Source organism: Rhodovulum sp. YNF3179, from assembly GCF_050586465.1.
Taxonomy (GTDB): domain Bacteria; phylum Pseudomonadota; class Alphaproteobacteria; order Rhodobacterales; family Rhodobacteraceae; genus CAJXYS01.
The window spans coordinates 47268-67241 of the sequence record NZ_JBOCEG010000005.1; the positions used below are offsets into that span (position 1 = coordinate 47268).

A 19974-nucleotide genomic window follows, 5' to 3' on the forward strand; every position below is an offset into this window, starting at 1 on the left:
CCGTCACACGGCCAGGGCGTGCCTAGGGTTTCCGGTTCTCGTCGCGCAGCCGTTCGAGGGCGGCGACGTCGCTGTCGGCCTCCACCGCCGTCATCACGTTGTGCAGATGCTCGGCGTCACGCACCTCGATATCTATGTGCATCCGGTAGAAGTCGGGCTTCCGGTCGGTGAAGTACATGTCGGAGATATTCGCGTTCTGCTCGCCGATCAACGTGCAGATTCGTCCCAGCACCCCCGGGTCGTTCAACAGTGTGACATCGAGCGTTACCGAATAGATCGGGGCATGCGGGCCGGTGTGCCAGTGCAGGTCGATCCAGCGGTCGGGTTGCTTGTCGAAATCCACCAGCGCCGGGCAGTCGATGGCGTGGACCACGACGCCGCGCCCGCGATAGGTGATGCCGACGATCCGCTCGCCGGGCACGGGCTGGCAGCAGGGCGCCAGGCTCGGCAGCTGGTCCTCGGCCAGGCCGATCACGGCGCGGTTGGGTTCGACCTCTTCGCGAACCTTGGTATTGACCAGTTCGGGGTAAAGCGCCTCGATCACCGTCTGCCCGGCAAGTTCAGCGCTGCCCAGGCGGGCCAGCAACTCGTCGGCATCCTTCAGGCCCAGCGTCTTGGCCGCGGTGGAGAGCGCCTTGTCGGTCGCCTTCTTGCCCACATGCTCGAAGGCGACGCGCGCCAGTTCGCGCCCCAGCTTCACGTAGCGGTCGCGGTGTTCGTCGCGCAGCGATTTGCGGATCGCCGAACGCGCCCGCCCGGTCACCGCGATATCCATCCAGGTCGCCTGCGGGCGCTGGCCCTCGGCGGTGGTGACCTCCACCGACTGGCCGTTGCGCAGCCGCGTCCAGAGCGGCACCCGCAGCCCGTCCACCTTGGCGCCGACGCAGCTGTCGCCGATCCGGGTGTGGATCGCGTAGGCGAAGTCGATCGGGGTCGCCCCGCGCGGCAGCTTGACCACGTCGCCCTTGGGCGTGAAGCAGAACACCTGGTCCGAGAACATCTCGAGCTTCACGTGTTCCATGAACTCGTCGTGGTCCTCGGCCTGCTGGAAGCGCTCCGTCAGGCTGGCGAGCCATTTCGCCGGATCGACGGCAAACGGGTTTTCCACCCGTTCCCCGTCGCGGTAGGACCAGTGCGCGGCGACGCCGGCCTCGGCCACCTCGTGCATCTCGCGGGTGCGGATCTGCACCTCGACACGCTTGCCGTCCCGCCCCGAGACCGTCGTGTGAATGGACCGGTAGCCGTTCGACTTGGGCTGGCTGATATAGTCCTTGAACCGGCCGGGCACCGCCCGCCAGCGCCGGTGGATCGCGCCGAGAACCTTGTAGCAGTCATCCTCGGACCCGGTGATGACGCGGAACCCGTAGATGTCCGACAGCCGCGAGAAGCTGAGTTCCTTCTCCTGCATCTTGCGCCAGACCGAATAGGGCTTCTTGGCGCGGCCGAAGACCTCGGCCTCGATACCGGCGCGTTCCAGCACGTCGCGGATGTCGTTGGTGATCCGCGGGATCACGTCGCCGGTGTCTTTCTGCAGCGTCAGGAAGCGCCGCATGATGGAGTTGCGCGCCTCGGGGTTCAGGACTCGGAAGGCGAGATCCTCGAGTTCGTCGCGCATCCACTGCATGCCCATGCGGCCCGCGAGCGGTGCGTAGATCTCCATCGTCTCGCGTGCCTTCTGGACCTGCTTTTCCGGGCGCATGTGCTTGATGGTGCGCATGTTGTGAAGCCGGTCGGCCAGCTTCACCAGCAGGACCCGCAGGTCCTTGGACATCGCCATCAGCAGCTTGCGGAAATTCTCGGCCTGCTTGGTCTCGGCCGAGGACAGCTCAAGATTGGTCAGCTTGGTCACCCCGTCCACCAGCTCGGCGATCTCGGCGCCGAAGCGGTCGGCGATCTCGCCATAGGTGGACTTGGTGTCCTCGATCGTGTCGTGGAGCAGGGCGGTCACGACGGTCGCGTCGTCCATCTGCTGCTCGGTCAGCAGCGCCGCGACCTCGACCGGGTGGCTAAAATAGGGTTCGCCCGAATACCGTGTCTGGCCCTCGTGCATCGCCCGCGCATAGCCGTAGGCGTCGCGGATCAGTCGGGCGTTGGAATGCGGATTGTAGTTGCGGACCAGTTCAATGAGGTCTTCGACGTCGATCATCCGGGCCGCATCCTGACCGGGCCCCGGTGGGGCCCGTTACCTGGATTCCTGCGCTTCCATGAGCTGGCGCAGGAGGTTTTCCTCGGACATGTCGTCCTCGGGCTTGTCCTGCTCCTGCCCCATGAGCAGCGCCATCGAATCCTCTTCGGGCTCGTCGACCTCGATCTGGGTCTGGTTGCTCTCGATCATGCGCTCGCGCAGGCCCTCGGCCGGCTGCGTTTCCTCGGCGATCTCGCGCAGGGCGACGACCGGGTTCTTGTCGTTGTCGCGGTCGACCGTCAGCTCGGCGCCGGCGGAAATCTCGCGCGCCCGGTGGGCGGCCAGCATCACCAGATCGAACCGGTTCGGGACCTTGTCAACGCAATCTTCAACGGTCACACGCGCCATGGGAAAACTCCAATCGGACTAAGGGGCGGAGGAACCGCCTGTGTATTGTGATTCAAAAGGCTTGACAAGGGTGGATTCAGTCGCAAGCGGCGTCCGCGGGACGCACTTCCGCGCGGGCCTCGGGCGAGAGCGCCGCGACCATCTCGGCCACGGTCCGGCCCAGCACGGGATGGCGCCAGTCCGGCGCGACATCGGCCAGCGGCACGAGCACGAACGCCCGTTCCTGCAGACGCGGATGCGGCAGGATCAGTTCGTCCGGCGCCTTGCGCATCTGCACGTCGAGCGGCAGGGCGCGCCAGCGTTCGAAGGTCGCGCGGTCGGGCAGGACCGCGTCGCCCCAGGCCAGCAGGTCGAGATCCGCAGAGCGTTCCGCCCAGCGCACCCGCCGCTCGCGGCCGAGACCGGCCTCGATCCGGTGCAGAAGCGCCAGCAGCGCATCGGGGGCCAGCGTCGTTTCCAGCAGGGCCGCCGCGTTCACGAAATCGGGACCGGAGCCGGGCGGGAAAGCCGGAGTGTGATAGTATCGGCTTTCACGGGCGACCCGGACGGCTGATTCTCTGTCCAGCAACCTCAACGCGCATTCCAGGGTTGCCCTGGACCCCCCCACGGTTGAAGCACGGTTCGCACCCAACGCCACAAGGGCTTTTGTAACGTTTCCGTGGCCTGATTGGTCTTGCAGCGTCGGTGGATACATCTATTTTCGCTGATCACTCCGCCAGTCGTTGCAGCCGAAACGACCACTCACCGGCGATTTTGGAACCTGGTGGATAAACGCATTATTGGAAGGACAATTAATGTTCTACAAGGACGAACGGCTGGCGCTGTTCATCGACGGCTCCAACCTTTATGCCGCGGCGAAGGCGCTTGGCTTCGATATCGATTACAAGCTGCTGCGCGCCGAGTTCATGCGCCGGGGCAAGCTGCTCAGGGCCTTTTACTATACCGCCCTGCTCGAGAGCGACGACTACTCGCCGATCCGCCCGCTGGTCGACTGGCTGAACTACAACGGCTTCACCATGGTCACCAAGCCCGCCAAGGAGTTCACCGACTCCATGGGCCGGCGCAAGGTGAAGGGGAACATGGATATCGAGCTGGCCGTCGACGCGATGGAACTGGCGCCGCATGTCGATCACATCGTGATCTTCTCGGGCGACGGCGATTTCAAGCCGCTCGTGGAATCGCTGCAGCGCCAGGGCGTGCGGATCTCGGTCGTCTCGACGATCCGCAGCCAGCCGCCGATGATCGCCGACGAACTGCGCCGGCAGGCCGACAATTTCATCGAGCTCGACGAGCTGAAGGAAGTGATCGGCCGTCCGCCGCGCGAGGAACGCGAGAGCCAGCGCCAGTCCGAGAACGGCGACGACTGAGCCGGGCCCGGCCGACCACGTCGATCCGATGGCAGAGCTGCTCTCGCTCCTGACGCTCTTCGCGGCCGCCTTCGGGGCGGCCACGATCCTGCCGTTCCAGTCCGAGGTCGTCTTCGCGGCACTGCAGATTGCCGGCGATATCGACGTCGTGCTGCTCGTCGCCGTGGCCAGCCTCGGCAACGTGCTCGGGGCGGTGGTCAATTACGTGATGGGACGCTGGGTGGAACATTTCCGCCACCGGCGCTGGTTTCCCGTCTCCGAGGCGCAGCTCGACCGGGCGCAGCGCGGCTTCGCGCGCTGGGGGGTCTGGACCCTGCTGCTGAGCTGGGCGCCCTTCGGCGACGCCTTCACCGTGGTCGCCGGGCTGATGCGCACGCGCCTGTGGGTTTTCCTGCTCCTCGTCACCGTCGCCAAGACCGGCCGCTACATGGTCCTGGCCTGGGCGACCGCGGCGGCGACCTAGCCGCCCGCGTTGATCCTGTTATGAGTGTTGATCACGCGCGGGGGCCATGTGCTCTTGATATAGGCGAGCACGGCCAGGATCTCTGCGTCGGACAGGATCTCGCCGAACCCCATCATGTCGCTTTCGTAATCCCCACCGACCAGCTGCGCCGTCCCGCGTTTGGTGATCTCCACGAGCTGCGCGTCCGGATGGTGCCAGGTGTGGCCGTTCTCGTCATGGGGCGGGGCCGGCATGCGCCCGTTTGGCTTGGGTTCACGCCAGTTCGGCTCGCCCTCCAGCGCGGCGCCATGGCAGGCGGCACAATGGGCGGCATAGAGCTCCTCGCCCTGCGCGATGGCCGCGGGGTCCGTGTAGGGCAGGACGCCCGTCGTCCCCGCCGCGCTGTTCCAGACCAGGAAACCGGCCAGCGCGGCACCCGTCGCCGCCACAAGCGCAATCGAGATTTTGCCCGCCGTCATGCCCACACCTTCCGGAACCCTCGGCGCGCAGTGCCGCCTTCCAGCGCCGGAAGGTCAAATCACACGGCCGTGAACCGACACCGCTCTGGACCCGGGACGGTTGAGAAGATATCTCGGGCCCAAAGGATGATGCCGATGACCAAGCCTGCCCTCACCCTCTACCTCGCCGCGCCGCGCGGCTTCTGCGCCGGCGTGGACCGGGCGATCAAGATCGTCGAAATGGCGCTCGAGAAATGGGGCGCCCCGGTCTATGTCCGCCACGAGATCGTGCATAATCGCTTCGTCGTGGACGACCTGCGCGCCAAGGGCGCGGTCTTCGTCGACGAACTGGAGGAATGCCCGGACGACCGGCCGGTGATCTTCTCGGCCCACGGCGTGCCCAAGGCCGTGCCCGCCGAGGCCGAGCGGCGCGAAATGGTCTATGTGGACGCCACCTGTCCCCTGGTCAGCAAGGTCCATATCGAGGCCGAGCGGCACCACCGAAACGGGCTTCAGATGGTGATGATCGGCCATGCCGGGCATCCGGAAACGATCGGGACGATGGGCCAGCTGCCCGATGGCGAGGTGCTGCTGGTGGAAACCCCCGAGGACGTCGCCACGCTGGCGCCGCGCGATCCCGGGAAATTGGCCTTCATCACCCAGACGACGCTTTCGGTCGACGACACCGCCGACATCGTCGCGGCGCTGAAGGCCCGCTTCCCGGCGATCATCGGGCCGCACAAGGAAGATATCTGCTACGCGACGACCAATCGGCAGGCGGCCGTCAAGGCCGTCGCGCCGGCGGTCGATGCGCTGCTGGTGATCGGGGCGCCGAACTCGTCCAATTCCCGCCGCCTGGTAGAGGTCGCCACGGCCGCGGGCTGTTCCTACGCGCAACTTGTCCAGCGGGCCGCCGATATCGACTGGCGGGCGCTGCAGGGCGTCGGCGCGGTCGGGCTGACCGCGGGGGCCAGCGCCCCCGAGGTTCTGGTCGAAGAAGTGATCGACGCCTTCCGCGACCGCTTCGAGCTCAAGACCGAGATGGTCGAGACCGCGACCGAGGACGTGGAATTCAAGGTCCCGCGCGTTCTGCGCGAACCGGCGTGACCCGCCCGGCGCGCGGCGTGGCGGAAACCGTCGACAACCCGGCGCGGCCGGGCTAGGACAGGCCCGATCCGCAACGACCGCCGGGACAGTGACGACCATGACCCACCCCCGACCGAATGCCGCCGGAGCCGCCGCATGAGAGGCGTTCCCGCGACCGCTCTGATCCTCGCGCTGGCCGGGTTGCTGCCGTTTCTCTGGGGCGCGGCCATGGCCGTGGTGCCGAACCCGGCGGCGCTGCCGCTCTACCGTGACATGCCGGCCGCGCTGCGCGACGAGGCGGTGCTGGTCGAGTATGGCATCGTGATCCTGTGTTTCATGTCCGGGGTTCTCTGGGGGTTCGCGGCGCGGACCGCCAGGGCAAGGGCGGCCGCCGGCTATGCCGCCAGCGTGGTCCCCGCGCTCTGGGCGTTCTTCGCCGTGCGCGGCGCCGGCGAGTCCGCCCTGATCGCGCTGGCCGCGGGCTTCGCGGGCGTGTTGGCCATCGACTGGCTTTTCGCGCGGGCGGGCCTTGCGCCGTCCTGGTGGATGCGGTTGCGCGTGCCCGTGACGGTCGTGGTGCTTGCCTGTCTCGGGACGGGGATCGTTTTCTGATGGCCGCCGAGATCGTCGCCTACACGGACGGGGCATGCTCGGGCAATCCCGGTCCGGGTGGCTGGGGCGTGCTGCTCCAGGCCAGGGAGGGCGACCGGATCGTGAAGGAGCGCGCGCTCAAGGGCGGAGAGAGCGAGACCACGAACAACCGCATGGAACTGATGGCCGCGATCACGGCGCTCGAGACGCTGGGGCGCCCGGCGAAGGTCACCATCGTCACCGACAGCGCCTATGTGAAGAACGGGGTCACCGGCTGGATCCATGGCTGGAAGCGCAATGGCTGGAAGACGTCGACGAAAAAGCCGGTGAAGAACGTCGAGCTCTGGCAAAGGCTCGACGCGGCGCAGGCGCGCCACGACGTTCACTGGGAATGGGTCAAGGGCCATGCCGGCCATCCCGAAAACGAGCGAGCCGACGAACTGGCCCGCGAAGGCATGAAGCCCTTCAAACCGGTGCGGAAGAAAGCATAGCGAACTTTTGTTCGTTAACTGGTGCCGGTCGTGATATTAACGAATAATCGTTCAGGTATATTGTCGCCATGCCACGCCCCCGCTCGATACCAGACAGGCAGGTCTACGCTGCCATCCGCCTCCTCGCCGCCCAGCTGGGCGAGAAGGCCGTGACCTTCGGCAGCGTCGCGCGCGCCAGCGGTCTCGCGGCGCCGTCCCTGGCCCAGCGCTATGGCAGCCGGGACAGGATGCTCCGCGCGGCCCTCCTCGACGGCTGGGACGTTCTCGATGCCGCCCTCGAGCGGGCCGACGCGTCGAAATCCGGCAGCGCGGGGTTCCTGAAGGCACTCGCCCCCGACGAACGCGCGCTTGGCGCCGACCTGACCGTGCTGATGGGCGGGCTGCGCGACGCCGAACTGCGGAACCGCGCCGCCCAATGGCGGGACCGGGTGATCACCGCGCTTGCCCGCCGCGTGGCCAAGTCGGGACGGCCCGACCGCGCGGCGGCGTCCGTGCTCTTCGCGGCGTGGCAGGGCCGCGTGCTGTGGTCCGCGACCGGCAAGCCCGGCTTCCGGCTGAAGCCACTCGCAGCCACCCTGAAGAAGACCTGAAATCAGTCGAGCCGGGTGCCCACCGGCAAGGCGAAGCCCAGGACGAGGGTCTCGGCCGGCATCGGTCCCTTGCCCGGGCGCTGCGCGGCGACGATCCGCACCGCCTGCGTGCCGCAGGCGACCGTGAGCGGGGCGGCGATGACCTCCCCCGGCACGCCCGCGCCGGTGGCAAGCCGGCTGTCGAGCAGTTTCAGCCGCTGTCCGCCGGCCTCGCACCAGGCCCCGGGAAAGGGCGAGAGGCCACGGATATGGCGGTCCACCTCGGGCGCCGGGCGGGTCCAGTCCACCCGCGCCTCGGCCTTGTCGATCTTGTCGGCATAGGTGACGCCCGCCTCCGGCTGCGGAACGGGTTCCAGTTCGGGCCGCCGGTCCAGCGCCTCGACGATCAGCCGCGCGCCCATGCCCGAAAGCCTGTCATGCAGCGTGGCCGCGGTGTCGTCGTCCCGGATCGGCGTGGCCGCGCGCAACAGCACCGGTCCCGTGTCGAGGCCGGCCTCCATCTGCATGATGCAGACGCCGGTCTCGGCGTCCCCGGCCATGATCGCGCGCTGGATCGGGGCCGCCCCGCGCCACCGCGGCAGGAGCGAGGCATGGATGTTGAGACACCCGTGCCGCGGCGCGTCGAGGATCGGCCGCGGCAGGATCAGCCCGTAGGCCACCACCACCGCGACATCGGCCTCGAGCGCGGCGAAGGCCTCCTGTTCCGCGGTCCCGCGCAGCGAGACCGGGTGGCGCACCGGAAGCCCCAGCGATTCGGCCCGGGCCTGAACGGGGCTCGGCCGATCCTTCTTGCCGCGCCCGGCCGGGCGCGGCGGCTGGCAATAGACGGCGGCGATCTCGTGCCCGGCCGCGACCAGCGCGTCCAGCACCGGCACGGAGAAATCCGGCGTGCCCATGAACACCACTCTCATCCGCGTCTCCTCAGCTTGTCGGCACGCGCCAGGAGCATCCTGCGCTTCACCGGCTTCAGCCGGTCGATATAGAGCTTGCCGTCCAGGTGGTCGATCTGGTGCTGCACGCTGGTGGCCCAGAGCCCGGTGAAGTCGCGCTCCTCATGCTCTCCGGCCGCGTTGAGGAAGCGGACGGTCACGGCGCGTGGCCGCTCCAGCCGGGCCGAGACGCCGGGCAGGCAGGGGCTGGCCTCTTCATGGGCGCGCAGCTTGACCGAGGCGTGCAGGATCTCCGGGTTCGCCATGCGCACAAGCCCGTCGCGGCTGTCGGACGCATCCACCACCGCGAGCCGCTGCATCACGCCGATCTGCACCGCCGCCAGCCCGACGCCGGGCATGGCATACATGGTGTCGGCCATGTCGTTCCAGGTCGTGCGGGTCTCGTCGGTGACGGCCGCGAGGGGCGGCACCGGGGTTTTCAGCCGCCGGTCGGGCCATTGCAGGATCGGGCGTACCGCCATGTCAGGCTTTCGCGCGCTCGCGCTTCACCTTCTGCATCTTGCGGGTGATCATCTGGCGCTTGAGCGCCGATAGGTAATCGATGAAAAGCTTGCCGTTCAGGTGGTCGATCTCGTGCTGGACGCAGGTGGCCCAGAGCCCGTCGAAATGCTCTTCGCGGTCCCGGCCGTCACGGTCGGTAAAGCGCACGCGCACCTCGGCGGGGCGCTCGACCTCGGCGAACTGCTCGGGGATCGAGAGGCAGCCCTCCTCGTAGGTCGTCCGGTCCTCGGACGTCCAGGTGATCTCGGGGTTGAAGAGCACCATCGGACGCGGCGCGGCCTCCTCGGATTTCTCGCAGTCCATGACGATCAGGCGGCAGAGCTGTCCGACCTGCGGCGCGGCCAGCCCGATCCCGGGCGCGTCGTACATCGTCTCGAGCATGTCGTCGGCCAGCGCGCGCAACTCGCCCGTCACCGCCTCGACGGGCGGGCAGACCTTTTTCAGGCGCGGATCCGGGTGGATCAGGATCGGGCGGATCGTCATGGCACGCCATTTAGGCGATCGCGACGATGCGCGCAACGCCCGGGCCGGCTTTTCGCTTGCACCCGGATGCCGCACCGATAGCTTGCCGACGAGTGACAAGGAGGCTTTCATGGATTTCGACGAGGTCATCGACCGCCGCGGCACCCATTCATCCAAGTGGGACACGATGGAGCAGGTCTATGGCGTCTCGCCCGACGACGGGCTGGCGATGTGGGTTGCGGACATGGATTTCCGCCCGCCCGAGGCCGTCCAGCGCGCCGTCGAGGCCATGGCCGCGCACGGGATCTACGGCTATTTCGGCGACGACCGCGCCTATCGCGAGTCGATCCGCTGGTGGATGGCCGAACGCCACGGCTGGGAGATCGACCCGGCCTGGATCCAGACCACGAACGGCCTGGTCAACGGCACGGCGATGTGCGTCGACACCTGGACCGCGCCCGGCGACGGCGTGGTGCTGTTCACACCCGTCTACCATGCCTTCGCCCGCGTGATCCGCGCCGCCGAACGCGAGGTGGTGGAATGCCCCCTGGCCGTCCGCGACGGGCGGTACGAGATGGATTTCGACGCCTATGACGCGCAGATGACCGGGCGCGAGAAGATGGTGATCCTCTGCTCACCGCACAATCCCGGCGGTCGCGTCTGGACCGCGGCCGAACTGCGGGGCGTGGCGGATTTCTGCAAGCGCCATGACCTGCTGCTGGTGTCCGACGAGATCCATCACGATCTCGTCCTGCCCGGCCACGCCCATACCGTCATGGCCAGGGCCGCGCCGGAGATCACCGACCGGCTGGTCATGATGTCGGCCACCACCAAGACCTTTAACATCGCCGGCGCGCATGTGGGCAACGTGATCATTCCCGACGACACGCGCCGCAAGCAGTTCGCGCAGCGCATGGCCGCGCTCGGCATCTCGCCCAACAGCTTCGGGCTGCACATGGCAACCGCCGCCTATTCGCCGGAGGGCGCGGAGTGGGTCGATGCGCTGATGCGCTACATCGACGGCAACCGGCGGATTTTCGACGCCGGTATCGCCCGGATCCCGGGGCTGGCATCGATGCCGCTGGAAGCGACCTACCTCGCCTGGGTGGATTTCACCGGCACGGGGATGACGACCGAGGAATTCACCCGGCGGGTGGAACGCGACGCGCGGATCGCCGCCAATCACGGCACCACCTTCGGAAAGGGCGGCGAGAGCTTCCTGCGGTTCAACCTCGCCACGCCGCGGGTCCGTGTCGAGAAGGCGGTCGGACAGCTCCAGAAGGCCTTCGGCGACCTGCAGTAAGGCAGCTGCGATTTCTGCGCTGCAGCGTCTTGCATGTCATGACGCAATAATCTACCCGTCAACGCCAACACCGCGAAACATCCTTACCGAGGAGTCAGGTCCATGAGCTTCCGCATCCAGCCCCAGCCGCCCGCGCGTCCGAATCGCTGCCAGCTCTTCGGGCCCGGCTCCCGGCCTGCCATTTTCGAGAAGATGGCCGGCGCGGAGGCGGACGTCATCAATCTCGACCTCGAGGACTCGGTCGCGCCCGACGACAAGGCCGAGGCGCGCAAGAACATCGTGCAGGCCATCGGCGACATCGACTGGGGGGGCAAGTATCTGAGCGTGCGGATCAACGGGCTCGACACGCCCTACTGGTACCGCGACGTCGTCGAGCTGCTGGAAAACGCGGGCGACCGGCTGGACCAGATCATGATTCCCAAGGCCGGGAACGCCGCCGACATCTATGCCGTCGATGCGCTGGTGACCGCGGTCGAGGCCGCGACGGGCCGCACGAAGCCGATTTCCTTCGAGGCGATCATCGAAACTGCCGCGGGTCTGGTGAACGTCAACGAGATCGCGGCGGCCAGCCCGCGGATGCAGGCGCTGTCGCTTGGTGCGGCGGATTACGCGGCCAGCATGGGCATGGCCACGACCGGCATCGGCGGGACGCAGGAAAACTACTACATGCTGCACGGGGACCAGCAGCATTGGGGCGATCCCTGGCACATGGTCTCGACGGCGATCGTCGCGGCCTGCCGCACGCATGGCCTGCTGCCGGTCGACGGCCCCTTCGGCGATTTCTCCGACCCGGATGGCTACCGCGCCCAGGCGCGGCGCTCGGCCACGCTGGGCATGGTCGGCAAATGGGCGATCCACCCCAAGCAGGTTGCGCTGGCCAACGAGGTCTTTACCCCCTCCGACACGGCGGTGGCCGAGGCCCGCGAGATCCTCACCGCCATGGAAGAGGCGAAGGCCCGCGGCGAGGGGGCGGCGGTCTACAAGGGCCGGCTGGTCGATATCGCCTCGATCCGGCAGGCCGAGGTCATCGTCAAGCAGGCCGAGATGATCGCGGGCAGCTGAAGATCACCTGGCCAACGCCCTTGCGCGGTCGAAGAACCCGTCGATCCGCTTGGGCGGCGCGTCGCGCACGGGCGACAGGATCTCGGTGCGCGTCACCTTCATGCCGGTGAATTCGAGGATCTGGCGGCGCAGCGCCTTGGGCCACGGGTTGCCAAGCCACCAGCGCAGGTACCATGCCGGTGTGTCGGACAGGATGCCGACGCGGGCTTCGCGCCCCGTCAGCAGTCTCTTCGGAAAGGCCTTGCCTTTCTCGTAGGCGAAGGCACGCCCCGGCAGCAGCGCACGGTCGAACAGCCCCTTGAGCTTCGCCGGCGCGGAGCCCCACCACATCGGGTGGATCAGGATGAAGACCTCGCAGGCCTCGAGCGCGGCGATGAAATCCTCGAGATCGGGCTCGGGGGTGGTCGCGCCCTGGTAGCCCTCTCCCAGGTCGGGGTCGAACGCCAAGTCGCCAAGATGGATCAGGCGGACATCGTGGCCGGCCGCCCTGGCCTCGTCTGCCGTGGCGGCGGCGAGCGCCGCGGTGAGCGAGGAGGTCGATGGATGCCCGTCCAGAACGAGGACGGATTTTGACTCGTTACGCATGTTATCACCATTAACATTCCCGTAGCGACCGAAGCACAGCCCGGCCTCCGGTGCAAGCCCGAAGACGGGGCGCCCGGCATCCGGCGATGGCCGATCACGCGCTCAACCGGCCAGGGGCCTTCCCCGCATGCCGGGTCCGGCCTGGATCGCCGCGCCCGCGAGCGTTGCATTCCCGCGCCGTGGCAGCCATATAGGCCCGAGCGTCGGATAGGGGTGCCGCATGAACTATCTCGAATTCGAAAAGCCGCTGGCCGAGATCGAGGGCAAGGCCGAGGAACTGCGCGCACTGGCCAAGTCCGGCGAGGGCATGGACGTTGGCAAGGAAGCCGAGGCGCTCGACAAGAAGGCCGCGGACATGCTGCGGGATCTCTACAAGGATCTCTCGCCCTGGCGGAAATGCCAGGTGGCCCGCCATCCCGACCGCCCGCACTGCAAGGATTACATCGACGCCCTCTTCAGCGAGTACACCCCGCTCGCCGGCGACCGGAATTTCGCCGACGATCACGCGGTCATGGGCGGGCTCGCCCGGCTGGACGATCGCCCGGTGATGGTGATCGGCCATGAAAAGGGTCACGACACCAAGACCCGGATCGAGCGCAATTTCGGGATGGCCCGGCCCGAAGGCTACCGCAAGGCGATCCGGCTCATGGACATGGCCGACCGTTTCGGCCTGCCGGTCGTCACGCTGGTCGACACGCCCGGCGCCTATCCCGGCAAGGGCGCCGAGGAACGCGGCCAGTCCGAGGCCATCGCCCGCTCGACCGAGAAATGCCTGCAGATCGGCGTGCCGCTTGTCAGCGTCATCATCGGCGAGGGCGGTTCCGGCGGGGCCGTGGCCTTCGCCACGGCGAACCGGGTGGCGATGCTGGAGCACTCGGTCTATTCCGTGATCTCGCCCGAGGGCTGCGCCTCGATCCTCTGGAAGGATTCCGAGAAGATGCGCGAGGCCGCAGAGGCGCTGCGCCTGACCGCGCAGGACCTCGCGAAGCTCGGCGTGGCCGACCGGATCATCAAGGAACCGCTCGGCGGCGCGCAGCGCGACCGCGAGGCCGCCATCGCCAGCGTGGGCGCGGCGCTCGGGGACATGCTGAAGGAACTCGACGGGAAATCCGCCAAGGCGCTGGTCAAGGACCGGCGGCAGAAATACCTCGATCTCGGCCAGAAGGGTCTCGCCGCCTGATCGCCGTCAGCCGGTGATCCGGAACGAGTCGCCCGCCTCGGCGGGATCCGCCGGCGCGGTCGCCACGTGGGCCACCGCCGCCGCGCCGGGCCCCTGCCAGAGCAGCAGTGCCATTTCCTCCACCGCGGCGCGCGGTCCGGCGAAGAGCGCGGTCACCGCCCCGTCGGGGTCGTTGCGCACCCAGCCCGAGAGCCCGCGGCGCTCCGCCTCCGCCTGTGTCCAGGCGCGAAAGGCGACGCCCTGCACCCGTCCGGTGATCCGTGCGCTGAGCGCAGCCGTTTGCGTGTTCTCCGTCATGGCCCGAGTCTCGCAGCTTCTGGCCGGGTCGTACAAGACATGCATGGCACCCGGCGCTCAGTCCGCCGGGCCGGCCCCGAATCCGGCCTCGGCCATCAGCCGGTCGGAGGCGGTTTCGATCTCGTCCTCGAGACGGCGCATGAAGGTCTCCTGCGGCATCCGGCCGGAAATGCGCGGCAGGAACTCGACCACCGCGACCCCGGGCTTCCTGTAGATCCCCGTCCGGGGCCAGAACACGCCGACATTCGTCGCCGCCGGAACGCAATCCTGGCCCAGCTTTTCGTGCAGGATCGCCGCGCCGACCTTGTAGGATTTCCTGACCCCCGGCGCGACGCGGGTGCCCTGGGGATAGATGATGAGCTGGCCGGGATGGGCCCGGTCGCTGAGCACCCCGTCCACCATCTGCTGGATGGCGCGCCCGCGCTTGCCGCGATCGACCGGCACACAGCCGATCCGCAGCGCGTACCACCCCAGGATCGGCGCCCAGCGCAACTCGCGTTTCATGATGAATTTCGGTCGCGGCAGGGCGCTGACGAGCAGGATGATGTCGAAGAAGGACTGGTGCTTGGAGCAGATCAGCACCTCGTCGCGCGGCACCTCTCCGCGCACCTCGCCGCGCAGCCCGACCATCCACCGCGCGGTCCAGATCACCCAGTGGCAATAGGTATGCACGGCGCTGAAGGCGTATTTCCGATCCCAGAGCGCGAAGGGCGTGAAGACCAGGGCCAGGACGGGCATCGCCAGGTACATCTGGCCGACGAAGACGAGCGAGCGGATCCAGCGCCAGGCATGGGCCATCAGGTCAGTCCTCCGAGCACCCTGAGCGCCGCGGCGCGGGTGGCCCAGAACGCCACCCCGGCCGCCAGTAGCGGGATCGCGGGCAGCCAGGCCCAGCCCCAGCCGGAAAAGCCGAGACCGGCGAGGAAGCCGCTGTCGCCGCCCATGTCCGGCAAGAGCAGCATCACCACCGCCCCGGCAACCGTCCCCGCCGCCGCGCCGCTCAAGGCGCGGCGCGTGAAGCGGCGCACGAAGGCCCGCGCGATATAGACGTCCTGCGCCCCGACGAGACGCAACACCTCTATCACGCGGGCATTGGCGGCAAGCGCCGCGCGCGCGGCCAACGTGATCATCGCCGCGGTCGAGGCCGCGATCAGCCCGATCGCGAGATAGCCGACAAGCCGCATCCGGTCTGCCGCGCGCACCAGCGGGCGCCGCCACCGGGTATGATCGTCCAGAACCGCGCCCGGTGCCTCGGCCGCGAGGCGCAGCCGCAGACCGTCGCCGTCGTAGCCCGCGCCGGTCTCGGTGACCTCGACCAGGCGCGGGATGGGCAGGCTGTCCACCGGCAGCTCGGGGCCGAACCACGGCTCGAGAAGCGCCGCCTGCTCGGCCGCGTCGAGGACCCGCGCGCCGGCGATGCCGGGCGTGGTGCGCAGAACCTCGAGCACGGCCGCGGTCTGCGTCGCCATCTGGGCTTCCGGCGCGGAGATCCGCACCGTCGCGGTCCGCGCCAGTTCCGATTCCCAGCGGTCGGCCAGCTGTCCCGCCGCCAGCGACAGCGCCAGCGCAAAGACGGTGAGAAAGGCCATGGCCCCGGCGGTGAACAGCGTGAGATGGGCCGTGAAGCCCGAGGGCGGCACCACGCGGTCCGCGCTGCCATCCCCTTTCAGGAGATCGGCGAGGCTGGCCACGCGCCCGATCACAGGTCCGCCCCCGCCGATTGCAGCCGCCGGTCCCGGATCCGCAGCACCCTGGCCGCGACCTGGGCCTTGGCGGCGCGGATCAGGTTCAGGTCATGGGTGGCCACCAGCACGGTCTTGCCCATCCGGTTGAGCTCCACCAGCAGCCGCAGCAGCCGCTGCGCCATGTCCCAGTCGATATTGCCCGTCGGCTCGTCGGCCAGGATGACGTCCGGCGACAGCACCACCGCCCGGGCGAGTGCGGCGCGCTGGCGCTCGCCGCCCGACAGTTCGGGCGGGCGGGCGCCACGGCGCCCGTCGAGCCCGACCCAGGCCATGAGTTCGTCGATATTGCCGGCCTCCGATGACGGATCCCGCCCCGACACGGCCAGCGGCAGCGCCACGTTCTCGGCCACCGACAGGTGGTCGAGGAACTGGCAGTCCTGGTGCACGATCCCGATACGCCGGCGGTTCAGCGCCACCGCGTCGCGGCTCATGGCCCGGACATCCGTTCCGAAGACCCGCACCGCCCCGCGCGTCGGCATCAGTTCCATGTAGCAGAGCTTGAGGAACGTGGTCTTGCCGGCACCCGAGGGGCCGGTCAGGAAATGGAACGATCCCGGCGCCAGCTGCAGCGTCATGCCGGCCAGCAGGTCGTCACTGTTGTAGCTGTAGGCCGCCTCGTCGAGTTCGATCAATCTCTGCCTGCGCTCCCTCCCGGTCGGACCCCTGGCCCGGCGGCGTGCCCGCCTTACCTGCCGTATCGAAGGCTTGGATTGCAAGGCTTTGGTGTTTACACCATTCTGATAGCGGATCCCGGGCGACCACGCGCCCGTCACCAGCCGGAGAGCAGAATGCGTCTCGTTTGCCCAAAATGCGGTGCCCAATACGAGGTCGATACGGCCGCCATTCCGGAAAACGGACGCGACGTCCAGTGTTCGAGCTGTGGACACACCTGGCTTCAGTACCGTGACGACCGCAGGCCCGCGCCCAGGCGGTCGCCCGAGCCCGCCGCGGCGACGCCTGAGGCGACAACACCGCCCGCGCCCGCGTCCGAGCCAGGGTCCGAGCCAGGACCTGAGCCAGAGGGCGTGTCGGAGCAACCGCCGAAATCCGCCGCGGAGCCCGCGCCGCCGGAGCCAGGGGAGACCCCGGAACAGGAGGCGCGCGGCGTCGATCCCGAGGTGCTCTCGATCCTCCGCGAAGAGGCCGAGCGCGAAAGCCGCGCCCGCGAACAGGACCGTGCCGGGGGCCTCGAAACCCAGCCCGAACTCGGCCTCGCCGAGGCAGAGACGCAGAAACCGGCCGCGGCAGAGGCCCCGGACCCGGCGGAACACGCGGCAACATCGCGGCGCGATCTTCTCCCGGACATCGAGGAGATCGACTCCACCCTCCGCTCGGACGGCGATACCCGGCGGGGCGCCGGCTCGACCCACAGCGCCGGAACCCCCGCGCTGCGCCAGCAACCGGACCCGCCGGAAACCGGCCGTGCGCCGAATTCCTTCCGGCTCGGTTTCGCGCTGGCGCTGCTGCTCTTCGCGGCCGCGGCCGCGATCTACCTGATGCCCGGGCGCGTGGCGCAGGCCGTGCCCGAAGCGGCCCCCTGGATCGAGACCTTCGTCGCGCAGGTCGACGCGCTGCGGCTGGGGCTATCGCGGCTCGTGGACGGCGGTGTGTCACGCCTGGCCGGCATGATCGCGGAACTGCGGAACTGAGCCCGGATCAGAACCGGTCGAGCAGGCGCTCCAGGTAGTCCAGTTCGAAATCGGGGCGCGTGCGGTCCCCCGACCGGCGCCGGATCTCATCCAGCAATTCCTGCGAGCGACGGAAGATCTCCTCGCCCGGAAGCATGTTCTCCTCCGTGCCGATGCGCCCGTTGCTGCCGGCGCGCCGTCCCAGCGGGTCGCGGCGCTCGCCCGGCGGCACCTCGCCGAAATCCTGGCCCTGCTGACCCTGGCCGGGCTGCTGCTGTTGCTGCGCCATCGCCTCGCCGAGGTTCTGGATGCCTTCGCGCAGGGCCTGCATCGCCTCGGCCTGGTTGTCGAGCGCGCCGGGCAGGTCGCCTTGCTCCAGGTCCTCGCCGGCGCGGTCCATCGCGCGGCCGGCCTGGTCAAGCGACTCGCGCGCCGCATCGCCCTCGGCGGTGCCGGCGCCGGGCAGGTTCTGCTGCTGGTCCCGCAACAATTCGCGCAGCGCGCGCTGGCGTTCGGCCAGCTCCTCGGCACCGGGCTGCTGGCCGGACGCGCCCGGCTGCCCCGGTTGCTGGCCCTGCCCTGGCTGGCCGGGCTGCATGCCCTGACCGGGCTGGCCGGGTTGCTGACCGTTCTGGCCCTGCTGTCCGGGCTGCTGGCGTTGCCCCTGCTGGCCCTGCTGGCCGGGGGATTGCTGGCCCTGTTGACCCTGCTGGCCCTGGTTGAACTGGTCCTGCAGCTCGCGGAAGGCCTCGTCCGACAGGCCCTGCTGCTGGCGCAGCGTGTCCTGCAGCCCCTGCATGGCCTGCTCGCCCGGGTTCTGGCCCTGCTGGCCCTGGCCCTGCGCCATGCGCATGTTTTCCATCATCTGCCGAAGCTGCTCCAGAAGCTGCTGGGCCTCCGCCGTCCGGCCCTGCTCGGCCAGTTCCTGGATGCGGTCCATCATCTCCTGCAGATCCTGGCTCGTCATTTGCTGGCCCTGCTGCATCTGGTCCTGAGACAGCTGCTGGTCGGGATTCTGCAGGGCCTCGCGGGCCATCTGCTCCATGTAGTCGCGCATGGCCTGGCGCAGCTCGTCCATGAGCTCGGCGATCTCCTCGCTGCTCGCGCCCTGCTCGAGCGCTTCCTGCAGACGTTCCTCGGCCCGGCGCAGCCGCGCCAGCGCGTCCGAGAGGTCACCCTCCTCGATCAGGAGCGCCGCCTTCCAGAGCAGTTCCGCCACCTCGTCGCGGGTCGCCTCGGACAGCGCGGATTCAAGCCCGGTCTCCAGCCGGCGGATCGCGGTCCGGGTCACCAGGTACGCGGTCTCGTCGCTGAAAACGTCCTCGGGCCTGTGGGTCACGGCCCGCAGAACCTGCGCGACCCGGCGCCCGTTCTCGCGCGACCAGAGCAGGTCGCGACGCTGCTCGGCGATCGCCGCCGCAAGGGGCTCGAAGAACCGGCGCCCCGGCAGCGCCAGCCGTGCCGGCGCGCCGGTCGCGGCCTGGCCCGCGGCATCCTCGACCCGCGGCGTGACGGTCACCGCCAGCCCCGCCCAGGGATGCTTGGCCAGGTCCTCGACCAGCTGGTCCTCGAAGGCGGTGCGATCCCCGCCATAGGGCATGGGCAGGTCCAGAACGATCGGGTCGCGGGCTTCGGGCGCCACGGCCTGGCCATGGCGACGATCCACCGCGTCAAGGTCGAGATCGATCTCCACCGTCCCGGACTGGACCCCGTAATCGTCCGACGCCTCGAAGGAAATCGTGGCCTGGCCGGTCACGCTTCGCGCGATCTCGCCGGTCAGCGCGACCTCGGGCGGGGCGTCGGGGATCACGTCGATCTGCCAGGACAGATCGCGTGCGCCGGCGATGGCGATCTCGCCGTCCCGGGCGATCGTGAACTCCTGTGCCGGCGCCGAAGCGGCGTCGGCCTCGGGGGCGACGGGGCGGCCGGACACGGTCTCTCGCACGCTCAGCGCACCCACCTCGCCATAAAGCCGCAGGGTCACGCGGCTGCCCTCGGGCAGGTCGAGCGCCGCGCGATCCTCGGCCTCGTTGAGATAAATGCTCGGCTTGCCGGTATAGGCCGGCGGTTCGATCCAGCCCTCGTAGCTCGGTCCCGCCGCGACGTCGGCACCGCCGGCGCCGGGCGCCAGGGTGCCCAGCCCCTCGCTCCGCCAGAGTGTCCCGAAGGCGAGGGCCGCCACCAGCGCCAGCAGGGCCGCGTAGCGCAGCGCGTAGGGGTCGCGGTCTGCCAGCCGCAGGTCCGGGGCGCGCGGCCCCACGCCGGCCACGCGGTCGGCCATGCGCGCCATGTGCGCGCGCCAGACCGCCGTCGACGCGGCGTCACCGCCGCCGATGGCCTGGCGGTCGGCCAGGGCGCTGATCGGACGGCCTGCGAGGCTGCGGTCGAGACGATCGAGCGCCTCGTCGCGACGCGGCCAGCGGAAACGCCGCGCCCCGCGCAGGAGCGCCGCCAAGAGCGCGAGCCCCGCGAGCCCGGCGCCGCCCCAGAAAAGCTCGGCCGACACCGTCCGGTGGAGCCCGAACCCGAGCGCCGCGAGGCAAACCAGGAGAATCGTCCAGGCCGGCCAGAAGGCGCGCAGCAGTCGCTCCAGCGCCATGCCCATCCGGGTCAGCCGCAAAGGCCGCCGCAGCCCAGCCAGCGCGCTCTCGGCGCGCGCGTCGGTATCCTTGTCGATCCCGGTCATGCGCGGTCCCGTTGGCG

At 69.1% G+C, this 19974-nt stretch carries 23 protein-coding genes and 1 pseudogene; 11 read left to right on the forward strand and 13 right to left on the reverse strand.

Annotation, left to right across the window (positions count from 1 at the left end; genetic code table 11):
• Nucleotides 1-22: 22 nt before the first annotated feature.
• The 3 genes from ACQ5SP_RS09985 to folK form a co-directional block, all read right to left on the reverse strand.
• Nucleotides 23-2146 carry a RelA/SpoT family protein gene (locus tag ACQ5SP_RS09985; RefSeq protein ID WP_430938222.1) on the reverse strand — a complete coding sequence of 708 codons (2124 nt, stop codon included), beginning with the start codon at nt 2144-2146 and terminating at the stop codon, nt 23-25.
• 36 nt (nt 2147-2182) lie between these two features.
• The gene (gene rpoZ / locus ACQ5SP_RS09990) at nt 2183-2533 is read right to left on the reverse strand and encodes a DNA-directed RNA polymerase subunit omega (RefSeq protein WP_430938223.1); all 351 of its coding nucleotides are present in this window, start codon (nt 2531-2533) and stop codon (nt 2183-2185) included.
• Nucleotides 2534-2609: 76 nt separating this feature from the next.
• Nucleotides 2610-3227 (reverse strand): 2-amino-4-hydroxy-6-hydroxymethyldihydropteridine diphosphokinase, encoded by a 618-nt coding sequence (gene folK, locus ACQ5SP_RS09995; protein WP_430938224.1) that lies wholly within the window; start codon nt 3225-3227, stop codon nt 2610-2612.
• A gap of 100 nt (nt 3228-3327) precedes the next feature.
• On the opposite strand from folK, the gene ACQ5SP_RS10000 reads away from it, so the two are divergent.
• Together ACQ5SP_RS10000 and ACQ5SP_RS10005 are read left to right on the forward strand one after the other, a co-directional pair.
• Nucleotides 3328-3900: an NYN domain-containing protein gene (locus tag ACQ5SP_RS10000; RefSeq protein WP_430938225.1), complete on the forward strand. Its 573-nt coding sequence runs from the start codon at nt 3328-3330 to the stop codon at nt 3898-3900.
• A gap of 28 nt (nt 3901-3928) precedes the next feature.
• Nucleotides 3929-4363 (forward strand): YqaA family protein, encoded by a 435-nt coding sequence (locus ACQ5SP_RS10005; protein ID WP_430938226.1) that lies wholly within the window; start codon nt 3929-3931, stop codon nt 4361-4363.
• Here the strand turns inward: ACQ5SP_RS10005 and ACQ5SP_RS10010 are convergent.
• Nucleotides 4360-4821 (reverse strand): c-type cytochrome, encoded by a 462-nt coding sequence (locus ACQ5SP_RS10010; protein ID WP_430938227.1) that lies wholly within the window; start codon nt 4819-4821, stop codon nt 4360-4362. The two genes, ACQ5SP_RS10005 and ACQ5SP_RS10010, sit on opposite strands and share 4 nt — an antisense overlap.
• Before the next feature lie 135 nt (nt 4822-4956).
• Here ACQ5SP_RS10010 and ispH point away from each other — a divergent pair, with 135 nt between their 5' ends.
• The 4 genes from ispH (at nt 4957) to ACQ5SP_RS10030 (ending at nt 7558) form a co-directional block, all read left to right on the forward strand.
• On the forward strand, nt 4957-5907 hold the full coding sequence (gene ispH / locus ACQ5SP_RS10015; protein ID WP_430938228.1) for a 4-hydroxy-3-methylbut-2-enyl diphosphate reductase: 951 nt from the start codon (nt 4957-4959) through the stop codon (nt 5905-5907).
• A gap of 135 nt (nt 5908-6042) precedes the next feature.
• Nucleotides 6043-6498: a DUF3429 domain-containing protein gene (locus tag ACQ5SP_RS10020; RefSeq protein WP_430938229.1), complete on the forward strand. Its 456-nt coding sequence runs from the start codon at nt 6043-6045 to the stop codon at nt 6496-6498.
• Complete coding sequence (rnhA, locus tag ACQ5SP_RS10025; RefSeq protein WP_430938230.1) at nt 6498-6968, forward strand: ribonuclease HI; 471 nt, start codon at nt 6498-6500, stop codon at nt 6966-6968. Before ACQ5SP_RS10020 ends, rnhA begins: the two co-directional genes overlap by 1 nt.
• A gap of 68 nt (nt 6969-7036) precedes the next feature.
• On the forward strand, nt 7037-7558 hold the full coding sequence (locus ACQ5SP_RS10030) for a transcriptional regulator (RefSeq protein ID WP_430938231.1): 522 nt from the start codon (nt 7037-7039) through the stop codon (nt 7556-7558).
• Between the two features lie 2 nt (nt 7559-7560).
• On the opposite strand, the gene fmt is transcribed toward ACQ5SP_RS10030, so the two are convergent.
• The 3 genes from fmt to def (ACQ5SP_RS10045) are packed head-to-tail and all read right to left on the reverse strand — an operon-like array spanning nt 7561 to nt 9492.
• A complete protein-coding gene (gene fmt / locus ACQ5SP_RS10035; protein WP_430938232.1) occupies nt 7561-8469 on the reverse strand; it encodes a methionyl-tRNA formyltransferase in 909 nt (302 codons plus the stop codon).
• Entirely contained in the window at nt 8466-8969 is a 504-nt protein-coding gene (gene def, locus ACQ5SP_RS10040; RefSeq protein ID WP_430938233.1) for a peptide deformylase, read from the reverse strand. Before def (ACQ5SP_RS10040) ends, fmt begins: the two co-directional genes overlap by 4 nt.
• A 1-nt stretch (nt 8970) precedes the next feature.
• Nucleotides 8971-9492 (reverse strand): peptide deformylase, encoded by a 522-nt coding sequence (def, locus tag ACQ5SP_RS10045; protein WP_430938234.1) that lies wholly within the window; start codon nt 9490-9492, stop codon nt 8971-8973.
• Between the two features lie 109 nt (nt 9493-9601).
• Here def (ACQ5SP_RS10045) and ACQ5SP_RS10050 point away from each other — a divergent pair, with 109 nt between their 5' ends.
• Complete coding sequence (locus ACQ5SP_RS10050; RefSeq protein ID WP_430938235.1) at nt 9602-10774, forward strand: MalY/PatB family protein; 1173 nt, start codon at nt 9602-9604, stop codon at nt 10772-10774.
• Between the two features lie 102 nt (nt 10775-10876).
• Nucleotides 10877-11836 carry an L-malyl-CoA/beta-methylmalyl-CoA lyase gene (locus ACQ5SP_RS10055; protein WP_430938236.1) on the forward strand — a complete coding sequence of 320 codons (960 nt, stop codon included), beginning with the start codon at nt 10877-10879 and terminating at the stop codon, nt 11834-11836.
• Nucleotides 11837-11839: 3 nt separating this feature from the next.
• On the opposite strand, the gene ACQ5SP_RS10060 is transcribed toward ACQ5SP_RS10055, so the two are convergent.
• Nucleotides 11840-12421 carry an NAD(P)H-dependent oxidoreductase gene (locus ACQ5SP_RS10060; RefSeq protein ID WP_430938237.1) on the reverse strand — a complete coding sequence of 194 codons (582 nt, stop codon included), beginning with the start codon at nt 12419-12421 and terminating at the stop codon, nt 11840-11842.
• 220 nt (nt 12422-12641) lie between these two features.
• Between ACQ5SP_RS10060 and ACQ5SP_RS10065 the strand changes: the two genes are divergently transcribed.
• On the forward strand, nt 12642-13601 hold the full coding sequence (locus tag ACQ5SP_RS10065; RefSeq protein ID WP_430938238.1) for an acetyl-CoA carboxylase carboxyltransferase subunit alpha: 960 nt from the start codon (nt 12642-12644) through the stop codon (nt 13599-13601).
• A gap of 6 nt (nt 13602-13607) precedes the next feature.
• On the opposite strand, the gene ACQ5SP_RS10070 is transcribed toward ACQ5SP_RS10065, so the two are convergent.
• The 4 genes from ACQ5SP_RS10070 to ACQ5SP_RS10085 are packed head-to-tail and all read right to left on the reverse strand — an operon-like array spanning nt 13608 to nt 16275.
• Nucleotides 13608-13898 (reverse strand): acylphosphatase, encoded by a 291-nt coding sequence (locus ACQ5SP_RS10070; RefSeq protein WP_430938239.1) that lies wholly within the window; start codon nt 13896-13898, stop codon nt 13608-13610.
• A gap of 57 nt (nt 13899-13955) precedes the next feature.
• Nucleotides 13956-14696 carry a lysophospholipid acyltransferase family protein gene (locus tag ACQ5SP_RS10075; RefSeq protein WP_430938240.1) on the reverse strand — a complete coding sequence of 247 codons (741 nt, stop codon included), beginning with the start codon at nt 14694-14696 and terminating at the stop codon, nt 13956-13958.
• Nucleotides 14696-15601, reverse strand: coding sequence for a cell division protein FtsX (locus ACQ5SP_RS10080; RefSeq protein ID WP_430938241.1), 906 nt, complete (start codon nt 15599-15601; stop codon nt 14696-14698). Before ACQ5SP_RS10080 ends, ACQ5SP_RS10075 begins: the two co-directional genes overlap by 1 nt.
• Nucleotides 15598-16275 (reverse strand): cell division ATP-binding protein FtsE, encoded by a 678-nt coding sequence (locus tag ACQ5SP_RS10085; RefSeq protein ID WP_430938242.1) that lies wholly within the window; start codon nt 16273-16275, stop codon nt 15598-15600. The genes ACQ5SP_RS10080 and ACQ5SP_RS10085 overlap by 4 nt, the downstream gene beginning before the upstream one ends.
• Before the next feature lie 156 nt (nt 16276-16431).
• Between ACQ5SP_RS10085 and ACQ5SP_RS10090 the strand changes: the two are divergent.
• A pseudogene (locus ACQ5SP_RS10090) lies at nt 16432-16530 on the forward strand (zinc-ribbon domain-containing protein); the annotation flags it as partial.
• A 138-nt stretch (nt 16531-16668) separates the two neighbouring features.
• Entirely contained in the window at nt 16669-17292 is a 624-nt protein-coding gene (locus ACQ5SP_RS10095; RefSeq protein WP_430938547.1) for a hypothetical protein, read from the forward strand.
• Between the two features lie 7 nt (nt 17293-17299).
• On the opposite strand, the gene ACQ5SP_RS10100 is transcribed toward ACQ5SP_RS10095, so the two are convergent.
• Nucleotides 17300-19957, reverse strand: coding sequence for a TIGR02302 family protein (locus ACQ5SP_RS10100; protein ID WP_430938243.1), 2658 nt, complete (start codon nt 19955-19957; stop codon nt 17300-17302).
• Between the last annotated feature and the right edge of the window lie 17 nt (nt 19958-19974).

Coding starts and splice junctions, on each gene's coding strand:
- ACQ5SP_RS09985 (WP_430938222.1), bottom strand. CDS start 2,146: ATGATCGACGTCGAAGACCTCATTGAACTGGTCCGCAACTACAATCCG.
- rpoZ (WP_430938223.1), bottom strand. CDS start 2,533: ATGGCGCGTGTGACCGTTGAAGATTGCGTTGACAAGGTCCCGAACCGG.
- folK (WP_430938224.1), bottom strand. CDS start 3,227: ATGTATCCACCGACGCTGCAAGACCAATCAGGCCACGGAAACGTTACA.
- ACQ5SP_RS10000 (WP_430938225.1), top strand. CDS start 3,328: ATGTTCTACAAGGACGAACGGCTGGCGCTGTTCATCGACGGCTCCAAC.
- ACQ5SP_RS10005 (WP_430938226.1), top strand. CDS start 3,929: ATGGCAGAGCTGCTCTCGCTCCTGACGCTCTTCGCGGCCGCCTTCGGG.
- ACQ5SP_RS10010 (WP_430938227.1), bottom strand. CDS start 4,821: ATGACGGCGGGCAAAATCTCGATTGCGCTTGTGGCGGCGACGGGTGCC.
- ispH (WP_430938228.1), top strand. CDS start 4,957: ATGACCAAGCCTGCCCTCACCCTCTACCTCGCCGCGCCGCGCGGCTTC.
- ACQ5SP_RS10020 (WP_430938229.1), top strand. CDS start 6,043: ATGAGAGGCGTTCCCGCGACCGCTCTGATCCTCGCGCTGGCCGGGTTG.
- rnhA (WP_430938230.1), top strand. CDS start 6,498: ATGGCCGCCGAGATCGTCGCCTACACGGACGGGGCATGCTCGGGCAAT.
- ACQ5SP_RS10030 (WP_430938231.1), top strand. CDS start 7,037: ATGCCACGCCCCCGCTCGATACCAGACAGGCAGGTCTACGCTGCCATC.
- fmt (WP_430938232.1), bottom strand. CDS start 8,469: ATGAGAGTGGTGTTCATGGGCACGCCGGATTTCTCCGTGCCGGTGCTG.
- def (WP_430938233.1), bottom strand. CDS start 8,969: ATGGCGGTACGCCCGATCCTGCAATGGCCCGACCGGCGGCTGAAAACC.
- def (WP_430938234.1), bottom strand. CDS start 9,492: ATGACGATCCGCCCGATCCTGATCCACCCGGATCCGCGCCTGAAAAAG.
- ACQ5SP_RS10050 (WP_430938235.1), top strand. CDS start 9,602: ATGGATTTCGACGAGGTCATCGACCGCCGCGGCACCCATTCATCCAAG.
- ACQ5SP_RS10055 (WP_430938236.1), top strand. CDS start 10,877: ATGAGCTTCCGCATCCAGCCCCAGCCGCCCGCGCGTCCGAATCGCTGC.
- ACQ5SP_RS10060 (WP_430938237.1), bottom strand. CDS start 12,421: ATGCGTAACGAGTCAAAATCCGTCCTCGTTCTGGACGGGCATCCATCG.
- ACQ5SP_RS10065 (WP_430938238.1), top strand. CDS start 12,642: ATGAACTATCTCGAATTCGAAAAGCCGCTGGCCGAGATCGAGGGCAAG.
- ACQ5SP_RS10070 (WP_430938239.1), bottom strand. CDS start 13,898: ATGACGGAGAACACGCAAACGGCTGCGCTCAGCGCACGGATCACCGGA.
- ACQ5SP_RS10075 (WP_430938240.1), bottom strand. CDS start 14,696: ATGGCCCATGCCTGGCGCTGGATCCGCTCGCTCGTCTTCGTCGGCCAG.
- ACQ5SP_RS10100 (WP_430938243.1), bottom strand. CDS start 19,957: ATGACCGGGATCGACAAGGATACCGACGCGCGCGCCGAGAGCGCGCTG.